The following is a 21,722-nucleotide window of genomic DNA, read 5'->3' as shown; positions in this document are numbered from 1 at the left end:
CGCGGACTTCTAAACATTTTGAAATTGTTTTCTGTTTAAAAGCAGATAAGTGGTCGCTGAAGCGGTTGCTTGTGAAAAGCCGCTCTGTATAGAATGAAATAAGCGACATTGAAGTCATATATAATTATTAAAGAGCAGGATGCGTGTTCAGGCTCATCGGAATGTGTCTGAAGCATAAGATCTGTTAATCATGACTTGCACAATAAAAATAAGGCAAGGACGGAGGAAAAGGAAAATGAATTCCATTATCCACATGGATGCCCATGTATTGGATTCGCAAAGCCATTATGGTTTTTTTGATCTTTATGATAAGCACAGTTTTAAGCAGCCAGCACGAAGCACCTGGATGGATGGCTGGAAAATCGAATATATGGCGATTGCCCGTCCGGATACCTTGCATCTCAGGCCGATGGTGATCATTGGGGGCGCCTTCCAGAATTTTAATTCCTATAAATATTGTGTCGAACAGCTCTTCGCTGCCGGCCCGATCATTCTGATTGACTTGCCTTCGATGGGAGCCAACCAGCAGATCAGCAATGTGGATACTGGTCTGTCGGCTGGAACTCTGGAGCTTGAAGACCTTGCTGCCATGCTGGGGCAATGGCTGGAGCAGATGCAACTTCCTCAAGTTTCAATTTTAGGCATGTCCTTAGGCTCAGTAGTCGCCTCCTGTCTGGCAGACCAGCGCCCTGAACTGGTGGATCGGATGATCCTGATGGGCGTAATGCAGAAAACCCGCAAAAGCTGGCGCATGCTATTGGAAGAATCCTTGCATCTGATGAAAGAACAGCGCATGGATGAATTTGGTCAGGCGGTCATTTTATATCTGGTCAATCATGCCCGTCTCAAAGAAACCCGCATGTCACCAACAGCAAAGCGCTTATTCTTCAAGCAGATGTCAGAATTCACGGTGACCGAACAAGAGCGTTATGATATTAACTGCAACCGTCTATTGCGTCTGACCCACGTGCCGATTCCACAGTGCAAGGTTCTGGTGGCCTGTGGTCAATATGACAGTTTTACCTTGCCACATGAGAATGCCAATTTTGCCCTGCAATGTCCAAATATGCAGTATGTACAAATTGCCGGTGCTGACCATGTGCCTCAGTTGCAGCGCAGGAAAGAAACTATGCATCTGTTTGCCACCTTCTTGCGTGATGAAGCAGTCGAGCAGTTGCCGGGAATTATTCCGTTTAGCCGTGAACAGATGCAGCAGATTGAACGGCGCGGTGAAGAACGGATTTGTGTGCAACAGCCACAACGTTATTTGAGTCATCGTCATTCGGATCTACTGTTGAATGTAGAAATTATCGACATGAATTTCTTTGGAGTATTGCTGGAGTTAGACGCAGGACAGACAGAGTGTGCCGCAGCTTATCCGCGTGATCTGGCCTTGCATCTGGAAGATGAAAACGGCGAGTTCAAGATCGAATGTCTGATCTTTGAACAGGATGAGACTCAAGTGCGGGCCCTGTTTAAACATGGCAGTTTTGAAGTGGCAGAACGTTTATTGGCTTTTGTGCAACAACAGAAAATCCTTCAGCAAGAAGACGCTTTCGATGCAGTGATTTAATCGGGGCTTAATAAAAAAACAGCGTCATTTAACGCTGTTTTTTTTCACTGCATGAATCATCCAGACCAGATCACCGAGATGTTCATCCTGCTCCGGTGTCAGATTTTGCTGACGAGGCTCGGCAAAATAACGTTGCGGTTGTTGTACCTCAACCTGATTGAAACCGGCATCTTGAAAAAAGTGCTGTAATTCTTGGGGGGTTTTAAAATGAAAGGTAAATGCACTGCGTGACATGAATTTAAGCAGACGGCTACAGCTCCAAATAAAATTCGCCAATTTATTTTTGACGGGTTCCGGGTAAATGTCGCTAAGGTAATGCAAGGCTGGAAAATGTCGTGCATTCTCTGCAATACCTTGCAACAGAATACGCAACATGCGTTGATCAAAGTAATTAATCAGCCCCTCATTAATTACCACCAAAGGTTGGTCGGGATCAAACATCTGAAAGATACAGTCCAACTCTTCACTAAAAATATCTGCAGTGAGCACTTCGGGAGCCTGCTGATCAATCTGCTGCAAGGCTTGGGTCTTGATTCTGGCCATGTCGGGAAGATCCAGTTCACGATAATTAATCTCGGGAAATTTTTGTCTGAAATTCCAGCTACGTGGAGACAAACCGCAGGCAATTTCAAGAATCTGAAGTTGTGGATGCTGCTCGATCAACTGACACAGATGTTCATCAATCATCTGATGGCGCTGCTTGAGTGTGGTACGCATGCTGCCACCTACAGAGCGTTCTGCCCATACTTCAAGTGGATGTAGCAGTGTGGCCAGAAATTTGCCTTTAGTCGTGGCAAAGACCGGATGTGAGATCCCCATTTGATACCAGATATAGCCGGTATAATGTGCTGTAAAAGAAATATGACGATGCTGCGAAAGTGATTTTGGCATAGGGTTCTGACCTTATTGTTATTTTAGTTGGGTGCTACAGAAGTAACGCCTTTTAACATCATAATAAAAAAGGAACACTTTGTCGTGTTCCTTTATCATCTTGATTGGATTTAAAAAGTTTCAGCTAGTCTGCTGCTTGAATACCAGTATTTCATCACGAATCTTGCGCCATTCATCACCCAGATCCAGTTCAGTGCCAATTTGAATCGCTGGAATTTGACCGCGCATACGTTCTAAACGTTCCTGATTTGGCAACGGCAGGTCGGCAATGCCTTCCAGTGCAATACATTGTGCTGCACGATCATTACAGACCAGACCCATATCACACCCGGCTTTCAGTGCGGCCTGAATTCGGGCATCGGCACCGCCTGCCACACAGGCGGCCTGCATGCTTAAATCATCCGAGAACAGAACGCCGTCAAAACCGAGTTGCTGACGCAAGACTTTCTGAATCCAGAATTCCGAGAATCCGGCCGGATTGGGATCTACCTGACTATAAATCACATGCGCTGGCATTAAAGCATCGAGTTGCGGCTGTAACTGGATAAAGGTCTGCATGTCTTTTTGCTGAATGTCTTCATAGCTGCGCATATCAATGGCTGCGGCAACATGTGAATCCGCTTTGACTGAACCATGACCCGGGAAATGTTTCCCAGTTGACGCCATTCCTGCACGTTTCATCCCTTTTAAAAATGCGCTGGCCAGTGGAATAATATCTGAAATATTTCTGGCAAAGCTTCGGTCACCAATCACATCACTGATGTCGTTTAAATCCAGCACCGGCGCAAAACTGAAATCAATCCCGACAGCCAGTACTTCAATCGCCATCAGCCAGCCGCATTTTTCGGCCAAATCTAAAGCACGCTGCGAATCATGAGCATACAGTTCGCCAAATTTCCCCATCGCAGGGAGCAGGGTAAAGCCCTGTCTTAAGCGCTGCACACGTCCACCTTCCTGATCGACTGCAATCAAAATATCAGGACGAATCTGGCGCATGTGATCGGTTAAGGCACGGACTTGAGCCGCAGATTCGATGTTACGTCCAAATAAAATGACTCCACCGACTTGCGGCGCACCGAATAGTTCAATATCTTCTTGAGTCAGGGTTGTGCCTGCGATGTCGAGCATCAATGCGCCAATCATATGCGGAATCCGTTTTAGAATTTTTCCGGGAAACAATACCTGATTTCTGCAATGATTTGCTACACTTTGTCAGCACAGAATATGATAAAACTACACGACATAAACATATTAAGTTGTTTAAGATGCTGAATACTTTAAATTCTGGTCGAAAAGCAACACAGTCACATTGGTCTCTAGGCCAAGGAAGTACGAATTATTTATGAAATTTCAAACGATAGCTTGCGCCGTTGCGATTGCGACAGGTGGCTTCTTTTTTACCCATGTCGTGAATGATGCGATTGCAGCCAATAGTGCAGAAGTGGTCAGCAAAGCCATTCAGCCATCTCAGGAACAGGCATTGGTATCACGTCAACTGGCGACGCTGGTGGATCGTCAGCACTATTTGAATATGCGTCTGGATGCCCAGACTTCGCAGCGTATTTTCGATTTCTATATCGATAGTCTGGATCCGGAACATAGCTTATTTCTGGCACCAGAAGTTGAAAATTACAAGAAACGTTATGGGGCCAATTTTGGTGCTCACCTGAAAGCTGGCAATTTGTCGGGTTCTTATGAAATCCATGCGCAATATCGTCAGCGCCTGACCCAGTTCTATACTTATATGCTGGATGAGCTGAAAAAACCGCAGAACCTGAATCAGCCAAATGTCTATATCGAAACGGATCGTGAAAAAGCACCATTCTTTAAAACTGAGGCTGAACAGCGCGCGCACTGGTCAAAAATGCTGGTGTCCCAGCTGATCAATCTGACCATCAGTAAAGAAGAAGAACAGGCCAAACAGAAAGCACTGAAGGCCAATCCAGAACTGGCCAATGGACAAGACCTTACCGGTCCTGAAGATCTGACGCCTGCACAAACCTTGACCAAGCGTTATACCCGTCAGCTGGAACGTGTCAGCCGGATCAAGAGTGATGATGTGCTCGACAAGACCTTGAATGCGATGATGCTGACCTATGATCCGCATAGTAATTATTTCCCGCCTGTAGATGCGATGGAGCTGAATCGTCAGACCACTTTGCAGCTCGAAGGGGTCGGGGTCTCGATTCGTCCTGAACGTGGCAATGAAGATTACACCAAGATTGAAACCATTGTCGAAGGTGGTCCTGCGAGTAAATCCGGTCAGGTGAAATCGGGTGATCGTATCATTGGTGTAGCCCAGGATGGCGAACAGATGGTCGATGTGATTGGCTGGCCAAGCAATGAAATTGTCGGTCTGATTCGCGGCAAGCGTGGCACTAAAGTCACTCTACGTTTACTCGGTGCAGGCGCGACCATGGGGCAGGCACGTAACGTGACCATTACCCGTGATGTGATTCAGGAAGAAGATGCCGGTGTGCGTACGCGTGTTGTCGACATTCAGCGCGATGGCAAGAAATATCAATATGGTGTGATTGAAATCCCGTCGTTCTACCTGAACTATCGTGCACGTCGTGCCGGTACAGATTATCGTTCAGTCTCTGAAGATACCAATAAGGCTTTAAAAGAACTGGCGGCCAAAAATGTTGCCGGAATTATTGTCGATTTGCGTAATAACCCGGGTGGCTCACTAGAAGAAGTGGCACGTATGTTGGGGCAGGTGATTAAATCTGGCCCAGTGGTGCAGATTCGTGATGGTAATGGCAATGTTAGCGTCTTTGAAGATGATGATGGCGGTGCACAAACCTATGCGGGTCCTTTGGCGGTAATGATCAATCTGGCTTCTGCATCGGCCAGCGAAATTTACTCCGCAGCGATTCAGGATTATGAACGCGGGGTTGTGATCGGCAGTACCACCACTGGTAAGGGTACGGCGCAGGTGCAACTGGATAGCTTGGCCCATGGTCAGGCGACACTGACACAGCGTAAATTCTACCGGGTGACTGGTGGTAGTACCCAGAATAAAGGGGTTGTGCCAGACATTAAACTGGTCGATATTTATAATGAAGAGTTTGGTGAGCGTAAGGCTAAAAATGCCTTGCAGTGGGATACCATTCCAACCGCACCGTTTAAACGTGAAGGTGCAGTACAGAAATATGTACCTGAATTGGCTAAACTTTCTCAGCAACGGGTCGTGCTGGATTCTCAGTTCAAGTATCTGGAACAGCGTAAGGCGGTGATGAAAAAAGCCGAGGAAGAAAAGCGTCAGGTACTGGACTTGCAACAGCGTAAAGCAGAGTTGATTGCCATGGAGCAAAAAACGCTGGAGGCAGAAAATACCCGTCGTATGGCTACAGGTCTTAAACCTTATCCGAACTGGGAAACTTATCAGGCTTCAATGGATGCACTGATTGAAACCCGTGCCAAAATGAAAGCCAAAGAGCGTCCGGCGCTTCCTGAAGAAGAAGCCTTTGTGATCGAAGCTGCACATGTGTTGCTGGATTATGCCAAGTTACAGGCCAAACAGTAACTTTTAAGCATGTCCATTTAAGTATCTAAGGATCTAAAAAAATAGCCTGTTTCGACAGGCTATTTTTTTATGATATCCGGCTATTTAAAAATCAGAATAAATTTTTCACATGAATTGCTAGCTGTCTAAATAAAAAGAAAAAAATTGTGACGGTGGTCGAATAAATAAACTGGAAAAATAGATTTAAACATTTGCTAAAATTTTCAAGACTCATAAGATAGAAGTCATATTTTATGCTGATGCTCATCATGATTTCAGAATCTGTTCTCGACACTGAATTAAAGAAATATAAATTCTAATTTTATTTAAAACCAGAGGCTTTGCACAGCGACACATGTGCATTGCTTGTCAACTTTACGATTCTGACGGCTTTAAACTTGACCAGGTGGAAATAGAAATACACGTGAGGGGAATAATAACAATGATGACCAATACGGAACATTTTATATGATCCCTATTCAGCATGATATCAGTCTGGTCATCGGATCAACTCTCTTTGCTTTCGTCGCTGGCTATTTTTTGATGCCGATTCAAAAAATATGGTGGCGTGAGTCGCGAAGAAAATTTGCAACACTCATGCTATTTGCAACGGCCGCATTACTGGGGCTGTTAATCTGGTCGATCCATTTCATTGGGATGACAGCAATTCATTTAAGTCATGTCTATCATTTTGATTTCAGCTGGATGTTGCTCTCTTATTTGAGTGTCTTTACGGCTTCTATTTTTACTCTCTGCTTAATGATCCAAAGCATCTGGTCATTTTCCCGAGTGGCTCTCGCGATCGTGGTGATGAGTCTCGGGGTCTCAGCCATGCACTATACAAATAGTCTTAGTGCCAACTTTGAGAGAACAGAGATCACGCCAATCACAGAATCTTCACATGCGACTTATGATCTGTTGTTCGCGGTTGTGTTAATCAGTGCTCTGTTACTGATTGCCATGATTCGTCTGGTTCTCTCAGAATTGCGCCTGGCCTCTCGGAATCGCCAACTGCGATGGGCCAATAAAGAGCTCGAAAATCAAAATATCCAGGATAATCTCACCAAATTACCCAACCGTTTATACCTGGCTGAATACGCAGATATCTTGTTTTCCAAGCAACAACATCAGCAGGAAATTGCCTTTTTATATATTGATCTGGATCGTTTTAAGGCGGTGAATGATGTGTTTGGTCATCAGGTCGGAGACCAGTTGCTGATTCAACTGACTGCGCGTATTCATCAGTTATGGGGTGACCGTTCCAAGCTGCTTAGAATTGGTGGCGATGAGTTCCTGATGGTGCTGGAAAATACGTCCGTCAGCAAAGCTTCAGAAATGTCAGAGCAGATTCTAAATCTGATTCAGGACAGCTTCCTGATTGATGGCAAAACCATTAATATTTCGGGCAGTATTGGAATCGCGATGTATCCGGAGCATGGCAAAAATCTGCAAGATTTACTGGTAAATGCCGATGCTGCAATGCTCAGTTCTAAATATCAGGGCCGCAATACCTATTCAGTCTTTAATTTTTCTTCTGATCAGCATGAATCCAAGAGCCAGAGCAAGCTGATTAATGATCTTTATAAAGCAGTTGAAGATCAGCAATTTGTACTGTTTTATCAACCCAAATTTACCAGTAAACGAAAAATTTGTGGGGTAGAAGTCCTGATTCGCTGGCAGCATCCGTTACATGGGTTGCTGGGTCCCAATATGTTTATTCATGGCGCTGAGAAAACCGGGCTTATTATTCAGATGGGCTATTGGGCACTGGAACAGGCTTGCAAACAGATCCAACTCTGGGAAAAAAATAATACCGACTTTTTCCCGATTGCCGTGAATTTGTCTGCGGTGCAGTTTGAGCATAAGCATCTATTAGCTAATCTGCAAAACCTGTTTAAACGCTATAAGATCAATCCGCAGCATTTGATGATCGAGATTACTGAATCGACCGCCATGCATTATATCGATGCCAGTATTCGTACCCTTGAACAATTACGTAATATCGGCATCCAGCTGGCGATTGATGATTTTGGAACCGGACATTCCAGCTTTTTATATCTAAAAAATCTGCCCGTGGATGAACTGAAAATTGATAAAGAGTTTATTCAGGATCTTAGCGTCGGCTCTAAAGAAGAAATGATTCTGGAAAGCATTATTCGGCTGGCGATTAAACTGGGTTTAAAAGTAACGGCTGAAGGCATAGAAACCACGCTGCAAGCAGATATTTTGACTCGACTCGGTTGTCAGCAATTACAAGGTTATTTTCTGGCAAAGCCGATGCCAGTCGAGTCATTGGAAATACAGGATTTTCTGTCTTAATTTGAATTTTTATACGCTACTAATGCGGTACTAAAGAGTACGGTGGACCTATATTTAGCGTTATTCAGCAGGCCAGTTGAATGACACAAACTCCCATATTTAATCTTCATAACCGTATTATTTCCGACTCAATCTGGGCTGAAAAATCCAGCAGTCAGCAAGTGTAGATCTTATAAATACTGTCATTTCCTTCAGCCGTGGGCATACTTATTGGCTTTAGAAATCTGCTACAATATCGCCAATTTTCATATTGATCGTTTTTGATCTTGAGCACTGCGGTTCTGCAGTAGGTATTTTCCATGAGTTTTAAAGATGAGTTAGCGGCGCAGGTCGCTCAGCGACGTACATTCGCCATTATTTCCCACCCCGATGCCGGTAAAACCACCATGACAGAAAAGCTGCTGTTATGGGGGCAGGCGATTCAGGTTGCAGGTATGGTGAAAAGCCGTAAGTCTGACCGGGCCGCTACATCAGACTGGATGGAAATGGAAAAAGAACGTGGCATCTCGATCACGACCTCGGTGATGCAGTTCCCGTTCAAAGACAAGATGATCAACCTGCTCGATACCCCGGGACATGAAGATTTCTCGGAAGATACCTATCGTACCTTAACCGCCGTTGACTCGGCATTAATGGTGATTGATGGTGCAAAAGGGGTAGAAGACCGGACCATTAAATTGATGGACGTGTGTCGTATGCGCGATACACCGATTATTTCTTTTGTTAACAAAATGGACCGTGAAATCCGTGAGCCACTCGAGCTTCTGGATGAAATCGAAAACGTTCTGAAAATTAAATGTGTTCCGATCACCTGGCCATTGGGTACGGGGCGTGATTTTGCCGGTGTATTTAATTTAATCGAAGAAAAATTCTACATTTACAAAACCGGTTTTGGTTCAACCATTCCTACAATCGAAATACGTGATGGTTATGACTATCCGGATCTTCGTGAGAAAGTTGGTGAGCTGGCGTGGGCTGCATTTGAAGAATCACTTGAACTGGTGCAAATGGCCAATGAGCCATTGGATCGTGAAGAATTTCTGGCAGGCCGTCAAACGCCGGTATTGTTCGGTACAGCCTTAGGTAACTTTGGGGTTGACCATGTGCTGGATGCCTTCAGTCAATATGCACCGCCGCCGAAGGCCCATCCTACTCAGGCTCGTGTTGTCGAAGCTGATGAAGAAGGCTTTAGCGGTTTTGTCTTTAAAATTCAGGCCAATATGGACCCGAAACATCGTGACCGTATTGCATTCATGCGAATTTGTTCAGGTAAATATGAAAAAGGCCTGAAAATGAAGCATGTACGTCTGGATAAAGATGTGCGGATTAGTGATGCCTTAACCTTCCTGGCCGGTGACCGCCAGCATCTGGAAGAAGCGTGGCCGGGCGATATTATCGGACTGCATAACCACGGCACCATTCAGATTGGTGATACCTTTACTTCAGGTGAAAAGCTACAGTTCACAGGTATTCCGCACTTTGCACCGGAAATGTTCCGTCGTGTACGCTTAAAAGATCCTTTGAAATCGAAACAGTTGCAAAAGGGCCTGAAAGAGTTGTCTGAAGAAGGTGCAACACAGGTATTTATGCCACAGCATAATAATGACCTGATCGTGGGTGCAGTGGGCGTACTTCAGTTTGAAGTGGTGGCGTATCGTTTGAAAGAAGAATATAAAGTTGACTGTGTTTACGAACCCGTGAACATCAATACTGTTCGTTGGGTGTCTTGTGATGACGAGAAAAAATTTAACGAATTTAAGAAAAAAGCCCACGACCAGTTGTCAGTCGATGGCGGTGGTCACTTGACTTATCTTGCGCCAAGCCGAGTGAATTTACAGCTCATGCAAGAACGTTATCCGGACATCGTGTTCCATAATACGCGCGAACACTAAACTTTCAGGTATTCAAATATCGTCTAAAAATATCAAACAGCTTCTCCGGAAGCTGTTTTGTTTTATGTTACATTTAAACTATTCATAACCTGATAGATTGTTTAAAAATGAAGTTCAGCAAGGAAGCCGCCCTCGGTGCTGTCATTGGTTTAACTCTTGTCCTGAGTGGCTGTGATAAAAGCGAAAAAGAACCGGAACTTGACCAGCCGGATGGAAAAACAACGCCAGTTAAGCAAAGTGCCAGTATTTTGCCTTACCTGAATATTCAAGAACAACCGGCCAAGATCGCCTTGCCATTTTGTGAAATCAAAAACTGTATCAATGTCGATATCCAGACTTTATATACGGCTGATCCCTGGATGAATCACTGGATCGAAAAACAGCAGGCCAAGGTAATTCAGGATCAAATTGGCTTAAAACAGGATATGAGTTTACAACAGGCAATGAATGCCTATGTGAAAAAATCGGATACCTGGCAGGCTCAACTCCAGCTCAATCAGGCTTATGAATTATCGCTGTATACCCGCATTCCCTATCAGCGTAATCAATATGTCTTGCTGCAAATTGGTATTGATAGTAGACAGGAAAATATCAGTGTGCATGAGCGCTATTATTTTTTTGTAGCCGATCGTCAGCAACAAAAAATGCTGACTCCACTGGATATTATCGATCCCAAACAACAGTTGTTAATGGATCAGATCATTCAAACCGCTTATGAAAAATGGTTAAAGGACAATAATCACGAGGTTCAGCAGCAAGCACCGAAAAAACTGTATTGGGGGCAGGCTGAGTGGTTCTTCGATCAGGAAGGGATTGGTCTGCATTATCGTAGTCATGACATTAGCAAAGATGCCAAACAATTGGATATCTATTTAACAAAAGAACAAACACAACAGGTCTTGAAAGCCGAAGTCTATCGGAATATGTTCTAAAGGTCGTAATCCTCTCAGGATTAATTACACGTTTTGAAAAGGGTAATGAATGCCAAAATATAAGAATATTTTTTGTCTATCGATACTGGCATCCGCAGTTTTACTGAGTGCATGTCAGCCGAAGAGCAATGAGCCGAAAGAGCCGACTTCTCCTGAAGTGGTACAAACCGAGCCAGAAGTCCTGAAACTTAGTGGTGATACCGAAAAACTCAAGCTGGTGATTCCAGAGTGTGAGGGTAAAAACTGTCCGGAAATTTCGATTGAACGCCTGAACAGTAATCAGCGCTTTATTGATGAATGGATCGATCAGCAGATTTTGCAACAGTTAAAAAATATCCTGTCTGTCGATGCGATTGAGCCGGCAAAAGCCACTGCTGCCAGTGAAGCCGAAGTGGCTGCTTCTGAACCAAAAACAGCCTTATCGACGGTCACTACACCAAAACAGCAGCTTGAGCAGCAAATTCAGCCCTCTATGCAGACCTTCTTGAATCTGGATAAGGAGCTCAAAGCACTGAGTGCCAGTCATAGCATTAGCCTGATGATTAAGCCCAAGATTCTGAATTCGGGTGATCCATTGGCGACTGTGGTACTAAACAGTAGCCATTATCTGGGAGGTGCGCACGGGGCATCTGCACAGCGCTATTATAATTTTGATCTTGAACAGCAAACACTGGTCAAGCTGGATGACATTATTGCAGAGAAGCAAAAAGCCAAACTTGAAGCACAGGCATATGAGGCTTTTAAAGTCTGGGTCATGGAGTCCAAGCTGGCAAAAGATGTCGCTGAATATGAACAGGCCTGGAAGTTCATACTGACCGATAATTTTTATCTGGCCCAAGAAGGTTTGATCTTACAATATGCCGAATATGAAATCGGACCTTATGTGGTGGGTTTGCCGCGCTTAATGATTCCTTATGCGCAGCTACAAGGCGTGCTAAAACCGCAATATCTGCCGCAAGCTGAAACAGCAGCCTCCGAGGCACAGCCAGCCTTAGCATCTAAAGCCGAATGAAGTTAAAACTGTTCGATACGCATACCCATTTTGATGTTCCCGATTTTGATCGTGATCGGGAACATCTGGCCTATGCGGCCAAAGCGGTAGGTGTGGAGCATCTGGTTTTAATTGGCTTTTTGCAAAACCGCTTTCAGGATTTGTTAAAAACCCATTGTTTTATCAATGACTTGAAAGATGCACCGCATAGCCATTTGGCACCCGGCTTGCATCCATTTTATATTGAACAGCATCAGGCTGAACATTTACATGATTTAGAGCAGCTGCTTAGAGTTGAACAATGCATTGCCATTGGTGAAATCGGTCTCGACACATTTTTAAAGCAGCATAAACAACCTGAAATTTTTCAAAAGCAGCAAGATTTTTTCGCTGCACAAATTGAACTGGCCCAACAATTCGATAAGCCGATTTTGCTGCATATCCGTAAATCACATGCAGAAGTTTTACAAATTTTAAAACAGCATCAGTTTAAACAGGGTGGAATCGCACATGCCTTTGGCGGAGGTGTTGAGGAAGCCAAGGCTTTTGTCAAGTTGGGGTTTAAACTGGGAGTCACCGGACAGATTACCAATTCGAATGCCAGAAAACTGCATCAGGTGGTACAGGCAGTCGGTGCAGAACATCTGGTGCTGGAAACCGATTGTCCGGATATGACGCCGTTATGCTGTCAACAGTCAGGTGAGCAACGTACCCGCAATACACCTGCCAACTTGCCTTATGTACTGGAAGGTTTGGCACAAAGCTTAGGGCAAGATCAAGCCAAATTGGCACAGCAACTCTGGCAGAATACCCATCAGGTTTTGAATTTGGCCGATGAATAATGCCGGTTTTTATTGCTCGGCTGTATCTGCTGTAATTTGGTATCTGTTAAAAAAAGATGCATTATGCAATTTCTAAAATGCCTCAGACTTGGCATCATGCATATATATTATTTTAGGTGAGATTCACATGGCACAAGGACTTTTGGCGGGTAAGCGCTTCTTGATCGCGGGTATTGCGAGTAAATTATCCATTGCTTTTGGTATTGCTCAGGCATTACATCGTGAAGGTGCTGAATTGGCTTTTACTTATCCAAATGAAAAGCTGAAAAAGCGGGTAGATGACTTTGCTGAACAGTTTGGTTCAAAACTGGTTTTTCCTTGTGATGTGGCAGTAGATGCTGAAATTGACCAGGCATTTGCTGAATTGGCCAAACACTGGGATGGTCTGGACGGTGTGGTGCATTCTATCGGTTTTGCACCGGCACATACGCTGGATGGTGACTTCACCGAAATCACAGACCGCGAAGGTTTCAATATTGCACATGACATCAGTGCCTATAGCTTTATCGCGATGGCACGTGCGGCAAAGCCTTTGCTACAAGTTCGTCAAGGCTGCCTGTTAACGCTAACTTATCAAGGTTCTGAGCGCGTAATGCCGAACTATAACGTGATGGGTATGGCCAAAGCCTCTTTAGAAGCCGGTGTTCGTTATTTAGCTTCGAGCTTGGGTCAGGAAGGTATTCGTGTCAATGCCATCTCTGCGGGTCCAATCCGTACTCTGGCAGCTTCAGGCATTAAATCATTCCGTAAAATGCTCGACTTAAATGAAAAAGTTGCGCCATTAAAACGTAATGTAACGATTGAAGATGTCGGCAATGCAGCATTATTCCTGTGCTCGCCATGGGCCAACGGAATTACTGGTGAAATCCTGTATGTTGATGCCGGCTTTAATACTGTTGGTATGAGCGCTGATTTGATGGCGGATGCGGAATAAATCCTATAAGTTCTCTCTCCCTCAGGGAGAGAGTTAGAGAGAGGGGAATGACTTCTTCCTCTGAGTGAGGAAACGATTAAAATCCCCCTCATTCCCCCTTTGATAAAGGGGGAGGCCACTCAAGGCAATAAAAAAGACCGCATAAGCGGTCTTTTTTGATTTGAAGGACAGCGATTAAGCTTGACCATCCACAGCAGCGGCTTGCGCACGTTGCATATTGGCTTCAAATTCAGCATCGAAGTTGATTGGGGTAAGTAGCAACTGTGGGAAGCTACCTTTAGTCACCATATCATTTACTGCTTCACGTAGGAACGGGAACAGGATGTTCGGACAGTACGCACCAAGGATGTATGGAAGACGCTCTTCTTCAACGCCATCTACTAGGAAAATACCGGCTTGAGTCACATCAACGATAAACGCGGTATCACCTTCGTTGGTCGCTTGAACCACGACTTTCAAAGCTACTTCAAAATGAGTTTCATCAATTTTTTCTGCAGAAGAAGAAAGGTTGATGTTTAACTCAGGTTGCCATTGCTTGGTAAAAACTTGCGCCCCAGGAACCTCAAAAGAAATATCTTTGGTATAAATACGCTCTAATGCCAATTGTGGTTGAGCTTGTTGTTCTTCACTCATTCTTTGATCCTTAATATAAAGTGATGATTTTAGTAGAATTAAGCCAGTAATTCATCGAGTTTGCCTTCACGCTCTAAAGCGTAAAGCTGGTCGAAACCACCGATGAATTGATCCTTAATAAAAATTTGTGGCACAGTGCGGTGATTGGTACGCTGCATCAATTCAAGACGTACTTCAGGTGCTTCTTGAGATAGATTAATTTCTTTATATGCGACACCTTTACGCTCAAGCAACTGTTTTGCACGCACGCAATAAGGACACACAGTCGTTGAATAAACAATAACGTCAGCCATGATCAATCTCCTGTTCGTGGATTATTTGCTTTTCACCAAAGGTAAACCCTGGGCTTTCCAGTTACTGATGCCGCCATCAAGACGGTATGCATCGGCATGACCCACTTGTTGTAGCGCAGTACCAGCCACCTGTCCAAGGTTACAAATGAACACCAAAGGGCGATCAGATGCTTTCAGCTCTTCAACATGCTTTGTAATCTGGCTATATGGAATGTTACGGCTGCCGCTGATATGACCTTCACGGAAGTCTTTGGCATCCCGTAAATCAATCAGCATGGCATTTTTTGCTTTGACTAAAATTCCCAGCGACTGCGGAGAAATTTTACGACCGTTACGTTGACCTTCGATAATGAAGAACAAAACTACCAATACCGCGAGTGTTCCAAATAAGAAGGGGTGATTCCCCATAAACTCGAACCAACGTTCCACAATTCACCTAATTACAATTTTAAAATTGCCAAGAGTATAGCTCATAAATATGGTGATCAAAATCACCGCTTCAAGGGTTAAGGCACAAGAAAATTAATTTTTTTGCTGTGCTTCAGTGATTTCATCGATTAAACGCAAATAGCTGTCCAGTCGGCGCGGTAAAATTTCACCCGCACTCGCGGCCTGACGTAAAGCACATTGTTTTTCATGCTTATGCGTGCAGTTCCGGAACTGACAGTGTCCGAGCAGGTTTTCAATTTCAGGAAAACCGATTTGTACCTTATCTAAAGGCAGATGCCACAGGCCAAATTCACGAATTCCCGGAGAGTCGATCAGGGCAGCACCTTCACCAAAACCGATCAAACGGGTTGAGGTGGTGGTGTGCTGACCGAGTGCCGAGTTTTCCGAAATAATATTGGTTTTCTGGGCTGCATCCGGCACGATCGCATTAATCAGCGTGCTTTTACCGACACCCGATTGACCGACAAAGGCCACCGTTTCATTTTCCAGACGATTGGACAATACAGTCAGATCACCATCGGACTGGGTTTGCATTACTTCATAACCGAGATCTTGATATTCTTGCAGCAGATTCAGAATCGGATCATTTTCTTTGAGCAAATCGGCTTTATTCATCACCAGAAGCGCCGGAATATCGGCATCGGCACAGGCCACCAGATAACGGTCGATCAGGCCCGGTGCTGGCTCAGGTAATGGTGCAAACACAATCACAATCAGTGAAATATTGGCCGCTACCGGTTTAACCTTGTGATAGCGGTCAGGACGGGTCAATAAGGATTTACGTGGATGAATCGCCGTAATAATTCCTAAACCGGTATTCGGATCGGCTTGCCATTTAACCCGGTCACCCGTGACCAGTAAATCCAGATTGGTTCGGGTATGACAGCGCCAGACGCTGTCCAGTTCAATCTCTTTCCAGAAAGGTTCAGGCTCACCATCGGCGACCACAGGTTTTTCAGGATGAATGTCAGGAGTAGACAAAGCTTGCACTTCAAGTTGGCGGCCGTAGTGTTGCACTACCAAACCTTCCAGATCACTGGAGGTATCGAGATCTTCTTGACGTGTTTTCTGTTGTTTCTGAATGCGGCGCTGTTGTTGCTCTGTCAGACGACGCTTACGTATTAAGGCCATTCATATCCTAAAAAACCGGGTAAATCAGATGGCAAAAATAGCATGAAGCAGCCCCCGAATGACACCCAAGATGTAATTAATTTGCTACTATAGTTGTTTTTAAACCCAATAAGATTGCACATTTATGAGCAGTACCGCTGATACCCGCCTGATTTGGATTGACCTTGAAATGACAGGTCTAGACACAGACAATGACCAAATTATTGAAATTGCGACGATTGTAACCGATGACAATTTGAATATTCTGGCAGAAGGTCCTGTGCTTGCGGTGCATCAGCCTGCACGTCTGTTAAATGCCATGGATGAGTGGAACACCCGTCAACATGGCCAGTCTGGTCTGATTGAACGTGTGCGTCGCAGTAAACTGACGGCTCATGATGCAGAACAGCAAACCATTGAATTCCTGAAAAAATGGGTCAATCCAAAATCATCCCCGATGTGTGGCAACTCGATCTGTCAGGATCGCCGTTTCTTGCATCGCCTGATGCCTGAGCTGGAGCAGTATTTCCATTACCGTAATCTGGATGTATCTTCAGTGAAAGAGCTGGCAAAACGCTGGCGTCCAGAAATTATGAGTGGTCTCAAGAAAAATGCTTCGCATCTGGCGATGGATGACATTCGTGATTCAATTGCCGAACTGAAATACTATCGTCAATATTTCTTTATCATGAATAAAGACTAAGTTTAGATGGATTGAAAGAGGCGCAAGCCTCTTTTTTTATGAGATTGATGCTTTTTTCTTTTGATATAAACTCTCAATCAGTTCAAATATCACCCAGGATATCAGTACCAAAATCAGATGGGTCTGGGTTTCATGGCGATCTAGGATCACATATCCGAATAGGCCTAAAATCAACAAACGAATAAAAATACTCAGCGCATAGTTTTTCTGTTTTTGGCTACTGTAAAAATAAAAATGTAGAGTGATCAGTATAAAATTGAGAGCCAAAAGAGCATTGATCAGCACAGTGTTTGACTCCCATATTTAAAGTTTTATGTATGAATTTTATCCAATTATAAATGTTCCTGAATTTATCTTTCTGATTTTGCTGATAGATTTTGTATCAAAATTTTAGAAGCAGTAAAAAAATGCTGACTTTGCTAAAATAAGCCGTGATTTAACAGCTATTGATGACTTATGACTGAACTGCTTCAAGACGATGAATATGAGCGCCGCTTTGCGGGTGTTGCCAAAATTTATGGAGAAGACAGCTTCAGTCATTATGAAAAAAGTCATGTGATGGTGATTGGCATCGGTGGTGTCGGTTCTTGGGCAGTAGAAGCGCTGGCACGTAGCGGTGTGGGCGAGCTGAGTTTGGTCGATATGGATGTGGTGGCGGCATCCAATATTAATCGTCAATTGCCTGCCATGAGCACGACTTTGGGCCATGAAAAAATTGCAGTGATGGCCGAGCGTTGTCATGCCATTAATCCACGGATCAAGATTAATCTGATTGATGACTATCTGACGCCGGAAAATATCAAAGAAATTTTAGCAGGTAATCCTGATTTAATTCTCGACTGTATTGATGATGTGAAGGCCAAATTTGCCTTGATGCTGCATTGTCGCTTTAACAAGATTCCCTTGATTGTGTCGGGCGGGGCAGGCGGTAAACTGGATCCACTGAAAATTCGTGTCGCAGACTTATCTAAAACCGAACAGGACCCGATGCTGGCCAAATTGCGTGCCCAGTTACGCGGCAAAGGTATTTGTAAAAAACCTAAAGAAAAATTCGGCATTACCTGTGTCTATTCAATCGATAATCCGTTCTCGAGTGCCGATGTCTGTGCCAGTGCCGGCTTGCGCTGTGGTGGTTATGGCTCTGCCGTGGTGGTGACTTCAAGCTTTGCCATGGTCGCTGTGGCAGAAGGCTTGAAGAAGCTGGATAGTAAAAGAGCAAAAGCCTGATTTACAAAATAAAAAGCACAAGATATGTGCTTTTTTTGAGACGGCGTTTAGAATGAAAGGATTCATTTGCAGAACAAAAATAATGTTTTGGAGCAGTTATGTGGTTCTTGCTGGTATTGATTTTTGGGATAGGGGCTTTGGGGGTCTGGATGTGGAAACGTCCGGATCCGGTGAAACGTGATCAGGCCAAAGCTGTGCAGCATGATCTATGGATTGAGCAGCTTGATGCACAGCTCAAGCATGCGGCGCGCTTGAGTTTAGATCCTGAACATCCGAATTATGCACGCGCCTATCAGATTTACCAGAATCTTGCCCAGCAACAGGAGATTCCACAGGCTTATGTCGGCATGGGGCTGATGCATTTGCAGGGTCTGGGACATGCGCAAAATACGGAAACAGCCATCAGTTATCTCGATAAAGCCTTTCATCTGGGCAGTGATGACGCAGCTTATCATCTAGGGCAGATTCATGAGGAGCAACGCTATCAAATGGCTGACCCGGAAAAAGCGCTGTACTGGTACCGACATGCCGTAGCCCGTGGCAATCTGGATGCCCAGTACCGCATCACTGAACTTTCTTCCACTACAGAAACAAATCCAGAAGATAAGAACGCTGAACAGCAGCGCTTGGCCTTACTCATTCAAAATGCCGGGCAGGGACATAGTAATTCGCAGTATCAACTGGCGCAGTATTATTTAACAGATTCAGCGGCTCAAGATTTGGTTCAGGGAATTCATTATCTGTTTTTAGCTGCGCAGCAAGATCATCTGGCTGCCAATCAGCAGATCGCCGATGATTATGCGCGTGGACAGATGCTGCCCCAAGACCAGACTCAAGCCCTGCAATTTATTAAACGCTGTATCAGTCTTGGTGATCAAAAAGGTCTCTATGATTATTATGCTGGCGTACTGCAAGGCCGTATCGATACCGACCAGCGTCAGCGCGTGTTCCAGCATTTGATGCAGCAGTCCAAAGAACATGCCGATGCGCATTCCAAGACTTTAATTGGACTGGCTTATTTTCATGGCTGGTATGTCGATAAAAATGAAACCATGGCGTTTCGTTACTGGTCTGAAGCTGCCAATACTCAGCATCCGCCCGCTTTATGCATGATTGCTGCGCTGTATTTTGAACAGCATCTAGTTGCTTATGAGCCGCAAAAGGCATTTGAACTGTATCAGGCAGCATTTCAGCTTAGTCCCGATGATACTTATGCACAAATGGGTCTGGCACTGTGTTATTTAAATGGCATCGGTACTGTAAAAGACACAGCCAAAGCCACCCGCATGATTCAGGCAGTGGCCCAGCAATACTGGCAGATCGAGGCTCAGTCTGAGGCAGATTTAATTTATGTGGTCGGGCGTTTTTATAGTCTGGCGGAATATCCATTGCCGACACGCGACAAAGCCATTCAATATCTGAATCAGGCGGTTGCGAAAGGCTCCAAGGAAGCAGCCTGGTTCCTGTATCAGGCTCTGTCAGGTATTTATCCGGTCTTTATCTGTCATCCAGAGCAGGCCAATCGTTATCTGCATCAGGCTGCACAACTGGGACATGCACAGGCACAGGCAGAATTGGGCTTGGAGTATCTTAAGGGACAACAGATTGCGCAGGATATTGCCTTAGGCTTGAGCTATCTGCAAAAAGCGGCTGCTCAGCAGAATGGTGTGGCACTGAATGCGCTGGGGGAAGCGTTTGAAAATGGCATAGGCACTGAGGCAAATATTGAACAAGCGGTACAGTATTACCGTCAGGCGGCGGCGCAGGTCAATGCCGATGCTTATAGTCATCTGGGGCGCTTATATACCAAAGGCATTGGTGTAGAGCGGGATATTGGAGTCGCGCGGGACTGGCTGGAAAAAGGCAGTTTGCTCGGGCATGAGCGATCAACTGAATTATTGAAAAATGTGCATGCCTATTTAGAAATGAATTAATTTTTATTGACATCACGCAATATAAAAAACCGCTGTTAGACAGCGGTTTTTTATGGTTCAAGCTTTGTTTAAGGTAATTGCTGGATTGGACTGCCACCTAATGCCTGCATTAAAGTCACATAGGCATTGTACTGGTTCTGTCGGGTTTGTACCAAAGACAGCCGTGCATTCCGCGTAGTTTCCTGCGCATCTAGCAGGTTCTTTAACGCCACCGCGCCATTACGATAACGTACTTCAGTCAGGCGTTCGGTACGTTCAGCCAGTTCGACATTACGTTGCTGCAAAGTGACTTGCTTACTGATTTCAGTCCGGTTCGACAAGGCATTTTCCACATCGGCGAAGGCTTCATACATGGTCTGGCGATATTGCATAATCGCTTTTTCATATTCTAGCTCATTGACTTGCAGATCACGTTTCATGTCATTCCATTGCAGGAAGGGCAAGGTCAGACCCGCACCTAAAGTCGCCACCGGATTCTTCAACGCATTTGAAAGCGAGGTACTGCTGCCAATACCTGTAGTCAAATTCCCAGTCAGACTGATTGAAGGATAATAACTGGCTTTGTTGGCATCCTTATTGGCCAGCGCTTTACGCAAACGTAGTTCAGTCGCTTGGAGGTCGGGACGACGGGACAATAAACTCGCGGGTAAGTCGGCCTGAATACTCGGTAATTGAATATTCGGTAAACGGCTTGGCTCCTGAATAGAAAGCTGTTGTACTGGCATATGCAGCAATACTGCGAGGCCGGTACGCGTTTCCACCCGTTGCTGCTCAATCTGGCTTAAGGTGGCTTGCTGGCTTTGAATCGCCTGTTCGGCCTGGGTTAAATCCAGACCGGACACCGCACCGGCACGATATTGTACCTGCACCAGATCATAGGTTTTTTGCGCCGTTGCCAGATTTTGCTGTACCACGCTATAACGCTCGTTTAAATAAGCCAATTGCCAGTAAAGCTGTGCCGTGGTGCCAATCAGGCTCTGCGCTGTCGCCTGTAAGTCCTGTGCAGATGCCAAGGCTTCCCAGCGCGCCGCTTCAGTCTGATTGGCCAGTTTGCCAAACAGATCCAGTTCATAGCTTAAGCCCGGATAGCCCAGTGAAAGACCCGTCGAAGCATTGCTGCCACCCTCCAGATCAAAACGCTGGCCCGTTGAAATTCGTGCATCACCGACACGGACGCCTTGCTGGCTTTGTGCCTGTCTGGCCTGAATGCGCGCCTGTTGCAAACTGATGCCAGCCACCGCCAGATCTGTATTCTGCGCCAGCACTTGATCGACCAGACTGTTCAATTGCGGATCTTTAAATAAGGTCCACCATTGATCTGCCAGAATGTCGGCATGGATCTGCTGACTTAAGACCTTATTATTTTGAAAGTTGCCCGGCATATTAATCGCAGGCTGCTCATAAGGTGTTTTTACCACTGCCGCACAACCGGTCAGCGAGCTTCCCAGCAACAGGGCACTGGCAAGCTTGGTTAAATTCATTTGCATATC

At 45.0% G+C, this 21,722-nt stretch carries 18 protein-coding genes; 11 read left to right on the top strand and 7 right to left on the bottom strand.

The features are described 5' to 3' along the window. The first annotated feature begins 235 nt into the window (after positions 1-235). Positions 236-1,573 (top strand): alpha/beta fold hydrolase, encoded by a 1,338-nt coding sequence (locus tag FTU90_RS06805; protein ID WP_005172747.1) that lies wholly within the window; start codon positions 236-238, stop codon positions 1,571-1,573. 24 nt (positions 1,574-1,597) lie between these two features. On the opposite strand, the gene FTU90_RS06800 is transcribed toward FTU90_RS06805, so the two are convergent. Beyond that, positions 1,598-2,464, bottom strand: a complete 867-nt coding sequence (locus FTU90_RS06800; protein WP_180072087.1) for a class I SAM-dependent methyltransferase — start codon at positions 2,462-2,464, stop codon at positions 1,598-1,600. Between the two features lie 120 nt (positions 2,465-2,584). Further along, entirely contained in the window at positions 2,585-3,607 is a 1,023-nt protein-coding gene (gene nagZ / locus FTU90_RS06795) for a beta-N-acetylhexosaminidase (RefSeq protein ID WP_005172743.1), read from the bottom strand. Positions 3,608-3,806: 199 nt separating this feature from the next. Between nagZ and FTU90_RS06790 the strand changes: the two genes are divergently transcribed. The 7 genes from FTU90_RS06790 (at position 3,807) to FTU90_RS06760 (ending at position 13,882) form a co-directional block, all read left to right on the top strand. Beyond that, positions 3,807-5,993, top strand: a complete 2,187-nt coding sequence (locus FTU90_RS06790) for a carboxy terminal-processing peptidase (protein ID WP_180072086.1) — start codon at positions 3,807-3,809, stop codon at positions 5,991-5,993. A gap of 447 nt (positions 5,994-6,440) precedes the next feature. Beyond that, positions 6,441-8,291: an EAL domain-containing protein gene (locus FTU90_RS06785; protein WP_180072085.1), complete on the top strand. Its 1,851-nt coding sequence runs from the start codon at positions 6,441-6,443 to the stop codon at positions 8,289-8,291. 299 nt (positions 8,292-8,590) lie between these two features. Next, positions 8,591-10,183: a peptide chain release factor 3 gene (locus FTU90_RS06780; protein ID WP_005095608.1), complete on the top strand. Its 1,593-nt coding sequence runs from the start codon at positions 8,591-8,593 to the stop codon at positions 10,181-10,183. Positions 10,184-10,290: 107 nt separating this feature from the next. Beyond that, on the top strand, positions 10,291-11,115 hold the full coding sequence (locus tag FTU90_RS06775; protein ID WP_180072084.1) for a hypothetical protein: 825 nt from the start codon (positions 10,291-10,293) through the stop codon (positions 11,113-11,115). Between the two features lie 49 nt (positions 11,116-11,164). Then, positions 11,165-12,127, top strand: coding sequence for an RsiV family protein (locus tag FTU90_RS06770; RefSeq protein ID WP_180072083.1), 963 nt, complete (start codon positions 11,165-11,167; stop codon positions 12,125-12,127). Further along, positions 12,124-12,948, top strand: coding sequence for a TatD family hydrolase (locus FTU90_RS06765; RefSeq protein ID WP_180072082.1), 825 nt, complete (start codon positions 12,124-12,126; stop codon positions 12,946-12,948). Before FTU90_RS06770 ends, FTU90_RS06765 begins: the two co-directional genes overlap by 4 nt. A 127-nt stretch (positions 12,949-13,075) precedes the next feature. Continuing rightward, complete coding sequence (locus FTU90_RS06760) at positions 13,076-13,882, top strand: enoyl-ACP reductase (RefSeq protein WP_005103204.1); 807 nt, start codon at positions 13,076-13,078, stop codon at positions 13,880-13,882. Positions 13,883-14,056: 174 nt separating this feature from the next. On the opposite strand, the gene secB is transcribed toward FTU90_RS06760, so the two are convergent. The 4 genes from secB to rsgA all read right to left on the bottom strand — a co-directional run bounded on the left by secB (position 14,057) and on the right by rsgA (position 16,389). Next, positions 14,057-14,515: a protein-export chaperone SecB gene (secB, locus tag FTU90_RS06755; protein WP_004647439.1), complete on the bottom strand. Its 459-nt coding sequence runs from the start codon at positions 14,513-14,515 to the stop codon at positions 14,057-14,059. Between the two features lie 38 nt (positions 14,516-14,553). Continuing rightward, positions 14,554-14,811, bottom strand: a complete 258-nt coding sequence (grxC, locus tag FTU90_RS06750) for a glutaredoxin 3 (RefSeq protein ID WP_100329331.1) — start codon at positions 14,809-14,811, stop codon at positions 14,554-14,556. A gap of 18 nt (positions 14,812-14,829) precedes the next feature. Next, a complete protein-coding gene (locus FTU90_RS06745) occupies positions 14,830-15,237 on the bottom strand; it encodes a rhodanese-like domain-containing protein (RefSeq protein WP_005095619.1) in 408 nt (135 codons plus the stop codon). A 93-nt stretch (positions 15,238-15,330) separates the two neighbouring features. Next, a complete protein-coding gene (gene rsgA / locus FTU90_RS06740) occupies positions 15,331-16,389 on the bottom strand; it encodes a ribosome small subunit-dependent GTPase A (RefSeq protein WP_180072081.1) in 1,059 nt (352 codons plus the stop codon). 124 nt (positions 16,390-16,513) lie between these two features. Between rsgA and orn the strand changes: the two genes are divergently transcribed. The 3 genes from orn (at position 16,514) to FTU90_RS06725 (ending at position 20,232) form a co-directional block, all read left to right on the top strand. Then, the gene (gene orn, locus FTU90_RS06735) at positions 16,514-17,071 is read left to right on the top strand and encodes an oligoribonuclease (RefSeq protein WP_100329242.1); all 558 of its coding nucleotides are present in this window, start codon (positions 16,514-16,516) and stop codon (positions 17,069-17,071) included. Positions 17,072-17,527: 456 nt separating this feature from the next. Next, positions 17,528-18,298: a ThiF family adenylyltransferase gene (locus tag FTU90_RS06730; protein ID WP_005172727.1), complete on the top strand. Its 771-nt coding sequence runs from the start codon at positions 17,528-17,530 to the stop codon at positions 18,296-18,298. 98 nt (positions 18,299-18,396) lie between these two features. Continuing rightward, a complete protein-coding gene (locus FTU90_RS06725) occupies positions 18,397-20,232 on the top strand; it encodes a tetratricopeptide repeat protein (RefSeq protein WP_180072080.1) in 1,836 nt (611 codons plus the stop codon). 68 nt (positions 20,233-20,300) lie between these two features. On the opposite strand, the gene FTU90_RS06720 is transcribed toward FTU90_RS06725, so the two are convergent. Further along, complete coding sequence (locus FTU90_RS06720) at positions 20,301-21,719, bottom strand: efflux transporter outer membrane subunit (protein WP_159516231.1); 1,419 nt, start codon at positions 21,717-21,719, stop codon at positions 20,301-20,303. Positions 21,720-21,722 lie beyond the last annotated feature (3 nt).

This window comes from Acinetobacter sp. YH12200 (genome assembly GCF_013418175.1).
Taxonomy (GTDB): Bacteria; Pseudomonadota; Gammaproteobacteria; order Pseudomonadales; family Moraxellaceae; genus Acinetobacter; species Acinetobacter pseudolwoffii.
Note: the sequence above shows the minus strand (reverse complement) of the source record. Positions and strands in the feature narration are given on the sequence as shown.

Bases quoted from the DNA above. Each gene is read 5' to 3' on its own strand.
- FTU90_RS06805 (WP_005172747.1), top strand. From the start codon at position 236: ATGAATTCCATTATCCACATGGATGCCCATGTATTGGATTCGCAAAGC.
- FTU90_RS06800 (WP_180072087.1), bottom strand. From the start codon at position 2,464: ATGCCAAAATCACTTTCGCAGCATCGTCATATTTCTTTTACAGCACAT.
- nagZ (WP_005172743.1), bottom strand. From the start codon at position 3,607: ATGATTGGCGCATTGATGCTCGACATCGCAGGCACAACCCTGACTCAA.
- FTU90_RS06790 (WP_180072086.1), top strand. From the start codon at position 3,807: ATGAAATTTCAAACGATAGCTTGCGCCGTTGCGATTGCGACAGGTGGC.
- FTU90_RS06785 (WP_180072085.1), top strand. From the start codon at position 6,441: ATGATCCCTATTCAGCATGATATCAGTCTGGTCATCGGATCAACTCTC.
- FTU90_RS06780 (WP_005095608.1), top strand. From the start codon at position 8,591: ATGAGTTTTAAAGATGAGTTAGCGGCGCAGGTCGCTCAGCGACGTACA.
- FTU90_RS06775 (WP_180072084.1), top strand. From the start codon at position 10,291: ATGAAGTTCAGCAAGGAAGCCGCCCTCGGTGCTGTCATTGGTTTAACT.
- FTU90_RS06770 (WP_180072083.1), top strand. From the start codon at position 11,165: ATGCCAAAATATAAGAATATTTTTTGTCTATCGATACTGGCATCCGCA.
- FTU90_RS06765 (WP_180072082.1), top strand. From the start codon at position 12,124: ATGAAGTTAAAACTGTTCGATACGCATACCCATTTTGATGTTCCCGAT.
- FTU90_RS06760 (WP_005103204.1), top strand. From the start codon at position 13,076: ATGGCACAAGGACTTTTGGCGGGTAAGCGCTTCTTGATCGCGGGTATT.
- secB (WP_004647439.1), bottom strand. From the start codon at position 14,515: ATGAGTGAAGAACAACAAGCTCAACCACAATTGGCATTAGAGCGTATT.
- rsgA (WP_180072081.1), bottom strand. From the start codon at position 16,389: ATGGCCTTAATACGTAAGCGTCGTCTGACAGAGCAACAACAGCGCCGC.
- orn (WP_100329242.1), top strand. From the start codon at position 16,514: ATGAGCAGTACCGCTGATACCCGCCTGATTTGGATTGACCTTGAAATG.
- FTU90_RS06730 (WP_005172727.1), top strand. From the start codon at position 17,528: ATGACTGAACTGCTTCAAGACGATGAATATGAGCGCCGCTTTGCGGGT.
- FTU90_RS06725 (WP_180072080.1), top strand. From the start codon at position 18,397: ATGTGGTTCTTGCTGGTATTGATTTTTGGGATAGGGGCTTTGGGGGTC.
- FTU90_RS06720 (WP_159516231.1), bottom strand. From the start codon at position 21,719: ATGCAAATGAATTTAACCAAGCTTGCCAGTGCCCTGTTGCTGGGAAGC.